Source organism: Corynebacterium sp. sy017 (assembly GCF_017918135.1).
Classification (GTDB): domain Bacteria; phylum Actinomycetota; class Actinomycetes; order Mycobacteriales; family Mycobacteriaceae; genus Corynebacterium.
The window spans coordinates 189,813-204,291 of sequence record NZ_RZUE01000002.1 but is presented as its reverse complement, the minus strand read 5'-3'; the positions used below and the strand labels follow the sequence as shown (position 1 = coordinate 204,291).

The window sequence follows — 14,479 nt, the reverse complement described above, 5'->3', positions numbered from 1 at the left end:
TTAGAAAAACACAAAGATACCTACGGAACCAGTGGAAATTATGTGGAACATAAACTAACCCGCAATCTAGTACACAGGTTCCATTTCCATTGCTGGCAGCAAAGTCAGCACTGAGTGGTACTCATAAAATTAGTGGATAGTATGAAACAGGTACGAAGCCAAGAATTGCGCAGCTCCAGCACCTAACGACGATGTAAGAGAAAAAAGTGCAACAATATACGCTCTGTCCTTCTCATTCCCAGCACTATATTGAATATCCCATGCAACAACCGTGGCTAAAGTCTGCCCACAATGAGCCAACACAAACACAACAAGCATGAGCAAAACAAAGACCAACACTGCCTGCGCCAAATGCAACACCATCAGCAAAGCTATCGCCATACTAGCCAGAAGAATACTCACCACAAGGATCAGAGAATTTCTTAATCGTCGATCCAACCCCCTATCTAATTGTCCATTCTTAAGAATCCCGCGATGCACAGCAAAGTTGATCACTATACCAATCACTGACGACGCTAATAGCAACCAAGACACCTGCTTACCTGCGTGCGCCACCACAAAAGGAATCAGAGCCACACCGATAGCAACAACACTAAAGGTGAACAATAAATAGACCCACATTCCCCATTCCGACCTAGCCAAAACCGCATCGGTTCTAACACCAAACCACTGAGGAGTACGCTGACGTGGCAGTTCAGAACACCAAGACAATGCCGTCGTACTCAAAAGACACAAAAGATAGCACCCCATCCCGATAGCTACCGCAAAGACTTTTATCCGCCAATTCATAATAGTCACAGCAGATACTGCCCCATCTGCACATAAGATTGTTATCAAAGTCAAAGTTCTCAGTCGCGTTTTATACACAATGATGGTAGCTCTATCCATAAAACGCGGCGGGAGAGCACCACGCAGCGGCGAGACTAATCGCCCCAGGAAAAAGATGGTAACTATCGAAATAATTAAGGTGCTCTGAGAAGTAGAATACCCAAATATGAGATAGGTACTTATCTGAAGAACTTGCACAATGGATAGCAATTTTCTAGTTCCTACTTGGTCTGCTACCCGACCAAGGATTAAAGAAGAAAAAGACCCTGCTAGTAGACCTAATCCAATAGCGTTCATTGCTTGGGAAAAATTAATGATTCCCACTTCAACAATCACATACCCAATACCAGCGCTAAAAAATGCCGTCGCAAACGCATCTGCTAATACATTTGCCCCTATTAAGAACTCTGGGGTTCTATTTTTCAACAACATCATGGGAAAAATCCCCCTACCGCCATAGCACATAGAAGTTGTTTTAATTATTCAGCATATTCAGCACTTGCGCTAAGTCACAATTCAGCGCCACTTCCCCTCACACCTAGCATTATAAGGAGCCTGTACTGGAGTTTGCTAGTCATGCGTCATCAACTCCTGACAGTTCTTCATCTAATCGTGCTACATCGAATTTTAGAAATTCAGGTACTTTCACCAAGATTATTCTTCGGAAGTGACTTTTATAACGTATGCGTGTCTGTCAGAGGAAAATAGCCCACACATCTACTCGAAAAATTTTCGAGTAGTTTCGAGTACTTTTCGAGTAGCCGCGGAGCAGTATTCAGACCCCGTCGCAAAGTAAACTACTCCACCCTGTACGTTTATGACACACTAACCCCCGATGGTTCCCTTTAATGTCACACGCTCACACCACAGGATTTAGGTGTCCTTAACCCAATGCCTCCACGGAGAAATTCTTAGCCGAACGTCCCCACACTTTGGTACCCAGCAAAGCAAGAATCGCCGGCAATAAAAGAGGACGTACAATCAAAGCGTCAAGGCTAACCGCAATCGCTAGACCCAAACCCAACTCACGAACAATGCTGATCTCAGCCACCATAAACGACAGAAAAACACCAATCATAATCACAGACGCCGAGATAACCAGCCGTGATGTTTTATTTACTCCCTCAGAAATTGCTTGAATATGCGTCGCCTCGTGAGTAAAAATCTCTTTCATACGCGACGCCATCAGCACCATATAATCCATGCTCAATCCAAAAACAATAGCGAATATCACAATTGGCGTGACACTATTGATGGAGTTTCCTGTAGCAATTCTCCATACACCAGAAAGCATTCCCATGGCGGCAGAAACAACAAGGGAATTGAGTGCTACAGCTATAATTGGAAGTCTCCAAGACTTAAAAGCCCATCCTAAGAGAACAATACTTACGAGCAGGACCGATATGATTATCCATGGGATAGACTTCAATACCAAGTGGTCAAAGTCCCGTCCTTGTGCTGTAGCACCTGATATATAAATGCCAGGCACTCCTGCCGTTTTATCTACAATTCCCTCGATCATACGATGGGCTTCATCGGAATCAGGCAAACCAGTTGATGTAATTAAGATACGAGCATACGAAATCCCGTCTTTAGAAGCAGATAACTTGTATGGTGATTGATCACCTACCGTATTGGAGGAGATAATGCCATTGCTGTACTCCACATTGTCAAGATTGTGGATAATTCCATTGACTTTTGTTCTGAAACCATCTAGTGATTCTCCTTTTTGAGATACAACTGTCACACTGGTTGGGAAAAGTTCTCGGGGATCAAGTTCTTTTTCAATCGCTTCAATTCCCTTACGGGAGTCTGCACCCTCTGGCAAAATACTTGAAGATGCAACAGGGACCTGCAGTTTTATCCCTGCCAGAAGGGCAACGGCAGCAAGCAGGGGAATGATAATTACCATGCTCACAGCCATAGGTTTCTTCACAGCTTTTAATATTGTGGAATTGCCTGTAGTCTCTGTTTTCTCTGCATGATACCCAGGGAGCTTCCCAAAGAAAACATTATTATTCAGCAAAGTTAACAGTGCTGGCACTAACGTCGATAGTGCCAGTAAAGCAATTAATGTAACAGTAATACCTGCTAAGGCAATGGAACTAAATACCATATTTCGCGCAATAAATAGGGAACATAAAGCAGCAATCACACTCAATCCACCAAATCTAATGGTGTGACCGGCTGTTCCAATTGCCGCTCTCAATGCCTCTTTATTTGAGTTTCCATCCAGCAGGTTTTCCTTGTATCGAGAAATGAGAAATAGGCAGTAGTCCACAGATACTGCTAGACCAATAAGTGAAGCGCCTGTGATGTACATATTCGATACATCCATAAATCTCCCCAAGATAGTTCCAACACCTTGGGTAGTTGCCAAGCACACACCAGCAACAACCAGGGTAAGTAGGGTTGGCCCCACTGATCTATAGATAAAGAGAAGTACAAGTATCAGTAATGGAAAGGCGATCATCTCTGCATGAAAAGCATCCTTTTGTGACTGTATATTCAGGTCATAGTCCAGAGCCGGGGCACCAGTAACATTGACCTCAATAGTTTTTCCTTCCACTGCCTTTGTTACTGCTTTTCTTAATTCAGGAACCAGGTTCTGTGACTCGGTATTATCCCCATTAATTCCCACTTGGATAATTTGAGTATTCCCAGTACCAGATCCTAGATTCGGAAGTTGCCTACTATCTCGCACATTCGCCACTTTAGGTAAGGCGTGGGCAGCTGTTTCAATCTGCTCTATAGTCTGATCAGCAATAGGCTCATTACTGGACACAACAACACTGAGTTCATTTTCCGGATCGCCAAAGGCCTTTTGATTTATTTTCTGCCCCTCAAAAGAAGCACCATGCTGGTCATTAAAACCTCCCGCTTTTACTGTGTCATTGAGATGCAAAGCTCCGAGACCACCAGCGAGGAATATAAGCAACCACAGAAAAACTATACTTTTGGGGTGTCGTTCAACTATGCGCAGTAGCATTTCCTTCTCCTCTTTCTGGCTCGGAACTTGAATTTTTCTTACGACGAAGCATCACGATGTCCTTTCCATATGCCATACTCTTCCCAGATACATGACATACCATGCATGTCATGTCATATATATAACCTCACTAAGGGGAAATTCGCAACAATAGACCCCACAAAACCAGAGAAATATAGAATATAGAGCGAGAAACAGGAAACTTAGGGCACCGATCCTAAGATACGGTAGATTAGATTACATGCCACACAAATCATCCCTTAGCTAAGAGCCGCCCTCCCCGAACAGCTCCCGCACACGATACGCCCAAACATCACAGAAATAATGAAGCAACAGACACAAGAAAGCCAAGAATCCTTGCCAACAGTAAACAGCACAGAATCCCTTGCCAAGCACCCGGAAGAGTTCCGTTACCTCATCCTCGCCCTCCAACGGCAAGGCAATCGCCAGCTAAATAAGGTTTTTTCGGAACTAGGACTCACAAACTCCCAAGCCGAAGCAATTGAAGTAGTCGGATCACAAGGACCATTAACCACCAAAGAAGTGGGACAATATCTTATTTGCGAATCAGGTAGCCCAAGCCGTCTCCTCAGCACCTTAGCGAAAAAAGGATTGACCGTAACTTCCCATCCGTCGAACGATAAACGAGCAACACTCCATGCCTTATCTCCCAAGGGGCGCGAAATCCTGAGCGAAATCCAAGCTCAACGCACTGCCTTTGAGAATCAGCTACAGGGCACGCTCACTACAGCGATAAAAGAGTATCCGGAAAATACCCTCAAACAATTAGTGAGCCTTTTGACAGACCCCGAACTCACATCAGCGATGTCCCGTCGCTTTCCTCATCTATTCCTATGAGTTATACGTCGCACGAAAGAAATCTCAACCACACGCCAAAACTAGACAAGCACATATTCCATTCAGTACTTGAAAACAATCAGATGAAGCATACTCAAGACAAACTCAATGCACACAAGAAGAGTTTTACAAGTTAGTTACTGAGATAGCACAAGAAGTATAAAATTGTTTCACTTCCTATTCCTGCCACCAGATTTTAAGGAGAAACCATGAAATTCCTAACACACCCGCTAACGGAAGATAGAGCCAAATCTATTCTCGAAGCATTGCCTCCAAGCAGGAGAAACACATATATTTCAATAGCACAGAATCATGAAAAATCCACCAACACAATCTCTCTATTAGCAGCCTATCTATACGTTTGGAATGGATATATAGCTTCATCTGTAGACAGAACAACTGGTGAAGTTGAGGTCTTGCTCCGTAATTTTATAGATGAAAAATTCTCTGCTTGGAACAACCTCCAAGCAGAATCTGAATCTTTTGGATGGATACTCCATCCCAGAGATGAATTGTATGAAATCGTGTTCCCAAAGAACGGAAAACCACTCGTAAAGTACGCAGACACTCACTCCGTCAATGGTTCCCCTACTCATGATGATTATGTTGCGGGTCTACCTTTTGGCTCTTGGGTTCACTTACTCCCAAAGAAACATGCTAAGGAAAAGAACGCCAGAGTAATCCTTTGGGAACAGGCCCTAGCGCCGCACTTGAATGTAGCGGACAGGAAAGCTTTTCAAGATGCAGCCATGAAAGTAAAAGATATGCGTAACCGTGCAACACACCGCCGACCTCTGATTAAGAACCTTAACGAACTCAGGGAAACACACCGACGCTGCGTTGAAATAGCAAGAGCAATCAACCCAAACATAGGCGAATGGATTCTGGAAGAAAAATGGATTCCTCAAGCACTTCGAGAAGACCCACGAATAGAAAGATGACCCCGCCATGCGGGGTCAGAGCCTATTTGCCTTGCGGCTTGATACACACAAGACTACTCTTCAACGAAAGAAAGTCAAACCAAGAATGATAGCGGCTTCTAGTAGTCATAAAAACCAAACAGTCCAGAGAAGATGCAGAAATTCTATTGACAGATAGTAAATAGTGGGCTTAACATGTGAAACACACTGCTAATGGAGGTGTAGTCACATGCAGAAAAGTATTGACGATAATGTTTTCTGGAAAGAACTCTTTGAGCCAAAATCCTGGGTATTTACCGGTTTAGCAACTCTAGTTTTCGGAATCATCGCCACCATTATTGAAAGTGGTATTCATGGACTAGGTAATAATATTTCCTGGTACGTCGGATCAATTGCCATAGCAACTCCAGGACTAATCTTTATACTTTTCCGAAAAACTTTCAGTAGAAGAATCTGCATTTTCCTCTCAGTAATGTTAGTTACTACTGAACTTGTTCTTTTTCTGGCGTTTACTTAGAGACAGACCACATACGATAGCATCCCCACATACCTAGAAACTACGCTCTTCTCATGGAAGAACGCAGCCTTACGTCGTTAATTTTTGGAAATGTTGTACTCGAATCACAGCTCATGGGCACCCATATCCGCGTGTACAGCAAAGATTTACGCTCTTACTATATGCACATACTTTCACATTAAAACCTTCACACTCCACACGAATAATACCAACCTCAGTCACTATAAAAGACAGAAAAACACCAGCCATACTCATAGACAGTGAGGTAAGGAGTCGGATTTTATCGGCTCGCACTCTTTATATTTTTTAGCTCTAAGCCAAAAGCCGACTGTGGCGTAAATGGATATCCTTCCTTCTTCCCCAGCTTCCAATAAAGAGGAGATCGGAAACAGAAAAAGAAAACCCCAATACACCAAATAAATGAGAGTACATAATCATACCAATGATAAAGATTTTGCCCTGATGTATGAACAAAGTAGTAAATAGCAATAGGAGTCATACCAAACACAGCAGTAACAAAACCAGGGTTATAGAAAGTTCTGAGCTTGACATTAAAAAGAATCAGATGCATAAACAATTCAAGAAACGCAAAGATTACTGCAGCAAGAGTCAAGAATCTAATTCCAGGAAGAAAAAGGGGAAGCAAATACACGAGAATAAGAAATCCCCAGTTACCGAAAATAGAATTCAGATTATTCGCATCCCATTTTTTCGGATCTTGCTCATCCCTACCAAGAAGAACTTTGACTCCCATGTAAGGAAAACCACCAGGAAAACCAAATTCTTCATAGAAGTGCAGAAATAAACACACGATTAAAGCAAGAATTATACGTTGGGTGAAATCCCACGGCCCCACAATCGCTAAAATTCCGGTAAGTACTGCCAGAAATATTGAAATAATCTGCCAATTATTGACAAATTTTTTCATCTGTAAACCTTTCCCTTCAACTTCAATAGCAACAGATCCCTCCCCATAAGAAGAAGCCTCACTTGCTCATAATAATAGATTCGAGAACAGCATAACGATTAGATAAACTGCAGCACGCTTTCCATCTATCTTTCTCGCTGCCTCAAACAATCAGAACTCCCCTACTATTCCTATCATTCACCTGGCACTACCATGATCCTCATGGACGAACGCAGGCTTACGTCGTTAATTTTTGGAAATGTTGTACTCGAATCACACCTCATGGGCACCCATATCCGCGTGTACAGCAAAGATTTACACTCTTACTATATGCACAGCGATCCTAATGTAGAGCTTTCAGTTCCGCTCAATGAACTCCGAGCAAAAGGCATCTCGGTAGATCACGCAGAAAAACTAAGCAAAAGCATATTCGACTCTTTCTCTAAAGAATTAGAAGAAACATACCCAGGAGGTGCACAGCGTGCACAAGAAGAATTCGTGCGCTGGCTACTAGGGGAAGCAGCAATTGAAACTTCGGAAGAAAATCACCCCTCATGCCCTTTCAATAACTCTTGAAAGGAAGGAACATTGTCCCCTATTCGAGTAGCACTATACCGAGCAGGATAAATATTTTTCCGTTCATCTTGAGTTTCATCACCATGACTAGATTTTCCCACGTCGCGCCCTAAAAACTCAGAAACCAACTCAACTGCAGCTCGTCGTATTCTCTGATCCAATCCACCATCAGAACCAAAATCCTGTGTTGCAGCAAAAATTCCTGTTGGAACCACCACTGCTCGTAAAAATGTAAACAATGGGCGCAATGCAAAATCAAGGACTAAAGAATGACGAGGCGTGCCAGCCGTAGCAGCGATAATAACTGGAACACCATTCAACGCGTTAGTATCCAGGGTATCTATAAACATTTTGAATAATCCTGAGTAGCTTGCACTGAATACAGGAGTCGCTGCAATTATGGCATCAGCGTCGGCAATTTGTTCCCATTCGTCAGTGAGCGCATCACTGGGAATACCAGTACTCATTATGGCAGCAAGATCCATAGCGAGATCACGAATTTCGATGCTGTGCGTTATTAAATTTTCATTTTGGTGGGATGCCTCAGCTTCCACCGCTTGCACTATACGGTCAGCTAACATACGTGTCGTCGAGGGCATACCTATTCCGGCACTGAGAACAACAAGTTTCTTCATCACTACGCATCCCTTACAACATTATCTTTAGCTGGCTCTACCTCATGAAATAATGAATCTGGCCCAGCCGTCACCAAAGAAGAATGGGTCGGTGGATCACTAGGGACATGTGCTGGCCTATGAATCTCAAACTCACGACGTAGAGCAGGAACAACTTCCGTGCCCAAAATCTCAATCTGCTCTAGTACAACTTCTAATGGCAACCCAGCATGATCAATGAGGAAAAGCTGCCTCTGATAATCACCCACTTCATCAGCATATTCAGCATAGCGCTCAATTACCTGTTGGGATGTGCCTACGGTTAATGGTGTGCTTTTAGAAAAATCTTCCATGGAAGGACCATGACCATATACAGGCGCATTATCGAAAAAGGGGCGGAAATAATCTTTTGCTTTCCGTTCAGTTTCCGCTATAAAAACTTGACCACCAAGTCCAACAATCGCCTGATCTGCTGAGCCATGACCATAGTATTCATAGCGTTCCCGGTAAAAATTGATCATCTGTTTCGTGTGGTCAAGTTTCCAGAAAATATGATTATGGAAAAATCCATCTCCATAGTATGCCGCTTGTTCTGCAATTTCTGGGGTACGTATAGACCCATGCCATACAAAAGGTGGCGTATTATCTAGTGGTCGTGGTGTGGCAGTAAAAGACTGCAATGGAGTGCGAAACTTCCCTTTCCAATTAACAACCTCCTCACGCCATAATTTCCGCAGAAGATGATAATTTTCTACCGCTAGTGGGACACTCTTGCGAATGTCTTGACCAAACCACGGATATACGGCACCTGTATTACCACGCCCCATCATTAAGTCAATACGCCCACCAGAAAGATGCTGTAACATCGCATAATCTTCCGCAATTTTCACGGGATCATTTGTTGTAATAAGGGTTGTAGAGGTGGATAGTAAAAGATTCCTTGTAATGCCAGCAATATAGCCCAATGTAGTTGTCGGACTTGAGGAGAAAAAGGGTGGGTTATGATGTTCCCCAATAGCAAAAACATCAAGCCCTACTTCTTCGGCTTTTTTCGCCATTGCAATCAATGCCATGATGCGTTCATGCTCTGTGGGAACTGCACCAGTCACGGGATTAGGTGTAATGTCACTTACTGTAAAAATACCGAATTGCATAACAACTATACCTATCTAATCCGAATAATTAATACCTACTCCATAAGCGCTTACATCTCTTTCAACCACACCTCGCACCCTTTTATTCCAGGCACAGAGCGGCGCATCATTCCAGCTGCACCAAATCAGAGACGCCCTTTAGAGACACAAGAGTCAGCACCGAACCAGAGATACACAGAGAACCAAGCTGATAGCAGTACTTTCACCAAGATTATTCTTCGGAAGTGACTTTTATAACGTATGCGTGTCTGTCAGAAGATTTTTCTATTTTTAAGCGTTCTTCCTGAGGCTTCAGGATCATAGTTTCTACTACATCTTCGCATTCCCACATACGCTCATGCCATTGTTCATCGCTTTGCAAGCAATTTCTTAGATCAATATATTCGATACAAGCCCGAATTTTCGTTTCTTGCACAGGAAGATGGATACCTTTTTTCAACGCAACCATTAAACGCTCAAAAGCGCTAGCACCAGTACTGTACTTCAGCAGATCAGCTATCCTGTCACCCCCAACTCGACCATGTGCTTCAACTAGCTTCGGCTTTCCCTGTTGAAGAATGAACTCTATATGCGATAATCCGAAACGGTATCCAACCAGGTCAAGGATAGCCTGAGCTGCCGTGAACAGTGCCTGACGTTCACTCTCAGAAAGGGGTGCAGGTTGGAGCTGGGCAACCTCAACCAGACCTGTCTCACCGCCGAGAGTTTTCTGTGTAACCATAAGGTTTTGATGTTTTCCATCAATACTAATACTTTCGACGGAATACTCCCGACCAATAAATCTTTCTTCTACCAATACTGGGTACTTAATTGAGGAAGAAATATCATCCCACTGTTCTATAGATACTACCGAATGAACATTCTTTGATCCTGAGCTATCAATAGGCTTGATAATAATTCCACTCGAAGAACTAGAGAGCATATTGAGAACATCCGACGCGTCGTAAGCCTTACAAAACTCTCCAGAATATTGCGCACAAGTTTTTCCCATAGCTTCACGTAGCATGAGCTTGTTACGCATCATTTCTAATGATTGGAACGTGGCAAACTTACTTGTCGATAAGCAAAGTGAAGCATTTACCATGCTAGCCACTTCACTCGAAAGATCCCCCAGCCCCAGACAAATAGTCTCAAGATCTCCAAAATTTACCCCATCTTTCAGCATTGTGTCGATGATGAGGATAGGGTCGCTACAATTAGCTACCTTCAATATTCGAGCTTTCTCTTCGAGTTCATTAGCAGATGTATCATTATCGACAAGAACAGTTACAATAAGCCCATTCTCACAGGCAGCATCAATAACTACAGGGCGGGGATTGATAACATAGATCTTTTTCATATACTTTTAACTCTTCGCTTAATCACCGAAATAAAGATAAGGGATAAGGCAGCAACAGGTACGCATACAATTACTGAACCTTGCAGACTATGCCACCGTTCTATAAGCGCTCCACCTAATGAAGAACCAATAATCGCACATATTCCAGCAGCAGAATCTAACATTCCATAGGCTTTAGTTAAACCCATATGTGAAGGTGCCAACTTCGCCGCTAATGAATCTATCGTCGGACTAACCAGCAATTCTCCAATGGAGAAGAATAAACAGAATAGTAATGGTTGCGCCATACTTGAGAATGGCAGCAAAACACCAAACGCAATAATGAAACTGCTAAAGCCCAAGAGCATGACCGACGTGTCTTCGACATTTTTCAACGCAAGAACCAGTAATGGGTACTGCAAACACAAAACAATAACGGCATTGGCGATATAAATTCCATTCGACGCTTCTTTCACACCAAATACATTTTCTGACATAAGTGGAACAATAATCGACCATTGCGAGTAGATAATCCAATATATACCCGCGATAGCAGCAATAAGCAGAAAAGAGTCTTTACCCTTACCGTCGGAAGTATTCTCCATACTGGTTGCTTGCGCTTCAGGCTGAGAAAACGGAAGAATAGCCAGCAGCAAGGCTAAGAATACATACGCCAGGATGGAAACAATGAGTATTGTATTGAAATGGAAAAAATAATGAAAAGCCGCACCGAGAGCTGGTCCTACAATAGCACCGGAGTTAATCGCCATTGATCGGAGTGTAATGTACTTACGGCTATGTGATAGCCGCATGAGTTCTGTCTTTATCCCCAATGCAGTAGCAGTTGAGCCTAGTGATGCAAGCGCGGCAAATACAACATAAATAAAAGTATTTACCTGGAAAAAGAACACAGCAATGCCGACGGTCCGCAAAATCAACCCTATACAAGCAGTTAATTTTGAGCCCACCCTACTGTTTATGGTTCCTATAACATACGCCAGGACCTTACCCGTCCCGGATAGAGCTCCCAACACCACTCCAACCTCTGTGAGATTCAAGCCCATATCGAGCAGCCGAAAAGTAAGCAGAGGATAGAGCATGAACGTGGAAACACCACTAATAAGGATGGAAATAAGCAAGAAAACAGGTATTTGCTCATTTCTCACACCTGCAAAATGACCGCTCTGAGGAAGCTGATTACTCAATTACACCTCCACCTTCCCACAAAGAATACTGTTCATGTAAAAGAGAAACTAGCATAAATACCCACACCAGGACAGGGCTTTTCATCCTAATACCTTTACTGATTATTTTTTCTTCATTTTCTTGCCGCAAGCCTGACTCTTTTAGGAACTTAAACGTTTTCCAAGCCGACGCACATTATGCGCTGGAATAATAAATCCAGCCCTCAAATAAAATTTTTCAGCTTCTCATCAAAAAGTAAGCACAATCTTTCCACGAACATGCCCACCTTCTCCCAATCTATGAGCTTGCGCTAGTTCCTTGAAGGGGAATTCCTGTTGAATATGAACAACCAATTCTTTCTCCCCTAAAGCCTTAGCGATAGTTTCAAGTTGCACACGATCTGGACGAACAAACACCCAATGCGCGTCATAACCTTGTTCACGCGCTTCTGAAATCTGACTAGGATCAGGACACGTCACAATACACCCACCTTGAGCAAGCAATTTCAACGAATTTTGGAATACTTCCCCACCAACCGTATCCAGAATAATATCGAAGTATTCAACAAAATCACTAAAGTCGTCCTGACTATAATCGATGGGGTGCGCACCTAATGTGGACAGAAACTCTTGGTTCCGAGTAGATGCACTAGCCCACACCCGAGCACCAGCATTCTTGGCAAGCTGTACTGCTACATGCCCCACTCCACCGCTGCCCCCTTGCACCAGTACTTTTTGTCCAGGCTGAATACCAGCAATATCAAACAGACTCTGATACGCGGTCAACGCTGCCAAGGGCACTGCTCCGGCTTCCACAAAACCGATATTTTCTGGAATTTTCGCCACATCTCCAACTTTCACCTGGATATACTCGGCGTAGCAATGCCCAAGGTCTGGAAATGCAGACATCCCAAAAATACGATCACCAACAGCATAACCAGTAGTCTCAGGCCCAGTAGCCACAACCTCACCTGCAAAATCCCAACCAAGCACGATAGGCTCGTCAAGAGCAAGCATGCCAGAAATCCCTGCCCCAGAGCGTGTTTTCCAATCAACGGGATTAATTCCTACTGCACAGTTCTTCACCACTAATCTCCCAGGGAGCGCTTCAGGAATTACAGAGTCTACATACTCGAAATTATCTACAGATCCCCACTGTCGTATTTGAGCTTGTTTCATCATGGTCATTAATCCTCCTTTAATAGCCCTCTCAAAAACTCATATGAGAAAGGAGAAGGCTGAAGTTGATTCCGCTGAAACGCATTAAGCATTTCCTTTGTTAAGAATGCAATAGCGCTCATAGCCCCACAAGAAAGCACTTTTGGGAAATCTAACAACCTACAAGTAACCTAGTTTCTTATGGAAACTATAGCCTGTTCTAAAACTCCTAAATGTTTACTCACAACAATGCCCCTGCCGCAAAATCCTTGACCGAGTATCAGATAAATGGACAGCACTGATCATCGGCAAACTCAGCCAACACCCTTTACGTTTCAACCAACTTAAACGTGATGTTCAGGGCATATCGGCTAAAATTCTTACACAAACTTTGCGATCATTAGAGCGAGACGGCATGATCACCCGCACTGTTTACCCAACCATGCCGGTTGGCGTCGAATACGAACTCACAGAACTTGGACGCTCTTTAGCGCTTCCGCTAGCAGCTATACGCCAGTGGGCAGAAGAACATCGCGATGATGTTTTAGCCGCTAATGAAAAATACGACGCACAAGCCCCCACTCCCTCACCTGCAAGCATAAATGCATCACATAATTACTCTTCAGAAAATTAGAGCTGATGAAGGCGCGCATCAAAATCATAAAGTTTTAATACTAGGTCAAAGTTTGCACCTTCTCGAAAAGTATCGAGGCTACAACGAGTAATAGGATCCATAGACCTCATTGGGTACCAGTAACCAGACAATCGATAATAGCTATGTGTACGCAAAACATGAACCGCATATTCAGGATCCGCGATAATCATTCCACGCTTCTCAAGTAATTCGACTTGCTCATTATAATCTGTGAAAAATTTAGACACTACAATCCCCCCGGATTAGAAAAGGGACCGGCCCTGGACTCCCACCTAGGCGGGCAGCGGAACCGGTCGTGTTGAGAGAAAGGATAACACAATATCTAACTCAGGTACAACCCTCGAAAAAGATACCTTGTCCAAGGGTAATCACATGGCAATATACGCAGTTCAGACATTGAAGTCAACACTACATGGAAGCAGTAACAAATTCAGTTCACGTCGTGCCCATCGCTCCGTCTAATTTCAGACTGGGATACTTCCCAAGCCGCGAGTAGTTCTTGCGCCACGTTACCGCCACCTGGAATAAACGTTTTTAACAAATTTATTATTCGATTGTGGTCAATCATTCCGTCGTCGGCATAGTCCTTAAAAAGCGTTATGGTTTCCTCCGGGAAAGGCAACAGTCCCTTTTCGATATCCACTTCTCGGTCACGTTGGAAAACTAGCACTGCTCCAAGAAGCTTTCGAGCTAGTGCTTCCTGCTCGAAGGTCAACCCAGTTAACATCGCAACCTTTCGGAACTCCATCATTGGAGATGGATAAGGATGTTGCATCTCTATTAGCCGTTCAACCTGGACAG

General features: G+C 43.5%; 15 protein-coding genes. 5 read left to right on the top strand and 10 right to left on the bottom strand.

Going from position 1 to position 14,479, the window contains the following annotated elements:
- Positions 1-129: 129 nt before the first annotated feature.
- Entirely contained in the window at positions 130-1,263 is a 1,134-nt protein-coding gene (locus EML15_RS04415) for a hypothetical protein (RefSeq protein ID WP_144273655.1), read from the bottom strand.
- A gap of 448 nt (positions 1,264-1,711) precedes the next feature.
- A complete protein-coding gene (locus tag EML15_RS04410; RefSeq protein WP_246858128.1) occupies positions 1,712-3,817 on the bottom strand; it encodes an MMPL family transporter in 2,106 nt (701 codons plus the stop codon).
- 324 nt (positions 3,818-4,141) lie between these two features.
- Here EML15_RS04410 and EML15_RS04405 point away from each other — a divergent pair, with 324 nt between their 5' ends.
- From EML15_RS04405 to EML15_RS04395, 3 genes are all read left to right on the top strand, one after another.
- On the top strand, positions 4,142-4,675 hold the full coding sequence (locus EML15_RS04405) for a winged helix DNA-binding protein (protein WP_144273654.1): 534 nt from the start codon (positions 4,142-4,144) through the stop codon (positions 4,673-4,675).
- Positions 4,676-4,884: 209 nt separating this feature from the next.
- Positions 4,885-5,616, top strand: coding sequence for a hypothetical protein (locus EML15_RS04400; RefSeq protein WP_144273653.1), 732 nt, complete (start codon positions 4,885-4,887; stop codon positions 5,614-5,616).
- A gap of 208 nt (positions 5,617-5,824) precedes the next feature.
- Entirely contained in the window at positions 5,825-6,112 is a 288-nt protein-coding gene (locus tag EML15_RS04395) for a YfhO family protein (RefSeq protein ID WP_144273652.1), read from the top strand.
- Positions 6,113-6,392: 280 nt separating this feature from the next.
- Here the strand turns inward: EML15_RS04395 and EML15_RS04390 are convergent, their stop codons facing one another.
- Positions 6,393-7,040, bottom strand: a complete 648-nt coding sequence (locus EML15_RS04390; RefSeq protein WP_144273651.1) for an HXXEE domain-containing protein — start codon at positions 7,038-7,040, stop codon at positions 6,393-6,395.
- A gap of 201 nt (positions 7,041-7,241) precedes the next feature.
- On the opposite strand from EML15_RS04390, the gene EML15_RS04385 reads away from it, so the two are divergent.
- Positions 7,242-7,595: a hypothetical protein gene (locus tag EML15_RS04385; protein WP_144273650.1), complete on the top strand. Its 354-nt coding sequence runs from the start codon at positions 7,242-7,244 to the stop codon at positions 7,593-7,595.
- Here the strand turns inward: EML15_RS04385 and EML15_RS04380 are convergent.
- The 5 genes from EML15_RS04380 to EML15_RS04360 form a co-directional block, all read right to left on the bottom strand.
- Positions 7,565-8,230 carry a CE1759 family FMN reductase gene (locus EML15_RS04380; protein ID WP_144274116.1) on the bottom strand — a complete coding sequence of 222 codons (666 nt, stop codon included), beginning with the start codon at positions 8,228-8,230 and terminating at the stop codon, positions 7,565-7,567. The two genes, EML15_RS04385 and EML15_RS04380, sit on opposite strands and share 31 nt — an antisense overlap.
- A 2-nt stretch (positions 8,231-8,232) precedes the next feature.
- Positions 8,233-9,363, bottom strand: a complete 1,131-nt coding sequence (locus tag EML15_RS04375; RefSeq protein WP_144273649.1) for a CE1758 family FMN-dependent luciferase-like monooxygenase — start codon at positions 9,361-9,363, stop codon at positions 8,233-8,235.
- A gap of 211 nt (positions 9,364-9,574) precedes the next feature.
- Entirely contained in the window at positions 9,575-10,702 is a 1,128-nt protein-coding gene (locus EML15_RS04370) for an ATP-grasp domain-containing protein (RefSeq protein WP_144273648.1), read from the bottom strand.
- Complete coding sequence (locus EML15_RS04365) at positions 10,699-11,886, bottom strand: MFS transporter (RefSeq protein WP_144273647.1); 1,188 nt, start codon at positions 11,884-11,886, stop codon at positions 10,699-10,701. The genes EML15_RS04370 and EML15_RS04365 overlap by 4 nt, the downstream gene beginning before the upstream one ends.
- Before the next feature lie 228 nt (positions 11,887-12,114).
- Entirely contained in the window at positions 12,115-13,053 is a 939-nt protein-coding gene (locus EML15_RS04360) for an NADP-dependent oxidoreductase (RefSeq protein ID WP_144273646.1), read from the bottom strand.
- A 235-nt stretch (positions 13,054-13,288) separates the two neighbouring features.
- On the opposite strand from EML15_RS04360, the gene EML15_RS04355 reads away from it, so the two are divergent.
- Entirely contained in the window at positions 13,289-13,657 is a 369-nt protein-coding gene (locus EML15_RS04355; RefSeq protein WP_144273645.1) for a helix-turn-helix domain-containing protein, read from the top strand.
- Here the strand turns inward: EML15_RS04355 and EML15_RS10195 are convergent.
- Positions 13,654-13,905, bottom strand: a complete 252-nt coding sequence (locus EML15_RS10195; RefSeq protein ID WP_144273644.1) for an Abi family protein — start codon at positions 13,903-13,905, stop codon at positions 13,654-13,656. The genes EML15_RS04355 and EML15_RS10195 overlap by 4 nt on opposite strands.
- Positions 13,906-14,108: 203 nt before the next feature.
- Positions 14,109-14,429, bottom strand: coding sequence for a hypothetical protein (locus tag EML15_RS04345; RefSeq protein ID WP_144273643.1), 321 nt, complete (start codon positions 14,427-14,429; stop codon positions 14,109-14,111).
- Between the last annotated feature and the right edge of the window lie 50 nt (positions 14,430-14,479).

What these genes read in the sequence shown, in the direction of transcription:
- EML15_RS04415 (WP_144273655.1), bottom strand. Translation starts at nt 1,263, where the DNA reads ATGATGTTGTTGAAAAATAGAACCCCAGAGTTCTTAATAGGGGCAAAT.
- EML15_RS04410 (WP_246858128.1), bottom strand. Translation starts at nt 3,817, where the DNA reads ATGCTACTGCGCATAGTTGAACGACACCCCAAAAGTATAGTTTTTCTG.
- EML15_RS04405 (WP_144273654.1), top strand. Translation starts at nt 4,142, where the DNA reads ATGAAGCAACAGACACAAGAAAGCCAAGAATCCTTGCCAACAGTAAAC.
- EML15_RS04400 (WP_144273653.1), top strand. Translation starts at nt 4,885, where the DNA reads ATGAAATTCCTAACACACCCGCTAACGGAAGATAGAGCCAAATCTATT.
- EML15_RS04395 (WP_144273652.1), top strand. Translation starts at nt 5,825, where the DNA reads ATGCAGAAAAGTATTGACGATAATGTTTTCTGGAAAGAACTCTTTGAG.
- EML15_RS04390 (WP_144273651.1), bottom strand. Translation starts at nt 7,040, where the DNA reads ATGAAAAAATTTGTCAATAATTGGCAGATTATTTCAATATTTCTGGCA.
- EML15_RS04385 (WP_144273650.1), top strand. Translation starts at nt 7,242, where the DNA reads ATGGACGAACGCAGGCTTACGTCGTTAATTTTTGGAAATGTTGTACTC.
- EML15_RS04380 (WP_144274116.1), bottom strand. Translation starts at nt 8,230, where the DNA reads ATGAAGAAACTTGTTGTTCTCAGTGCCGGAATAGGTATGCCCTCGACG.
- EML15_RS04375 (WP_144273649.1), bottom strand. Translation starts at nt 9,363, where the DNA reads ATGCAATTCGGTATTTTTACAGTAAGTGACATTACACCTAATCCCGTG.
- EML15_RS04370 (WP_144273648.1), bottom strand. Translation starts at nt 10,702, where the DNA reads ATGAAAAAGATCTATGTTATCAATCCCCGCCCTGTAGTTATTGATGCT.
- EML15_RS04360 (WP_144273646.1), bottom strand. Translation starts at nt 13,053, where the DNA reads ATGACCATGATGAAACAAGCTCAAATACGACAGTGGGGATCTGTAGAT.
- EML15_RS04345 (WP_144273643.1), bottom strand. Translation starts at nt 14,429, where the DNA reads ATGATGGAGTTCCGAAAGGTTGCGATGTTAACTGGGTTGACCTTCGAG.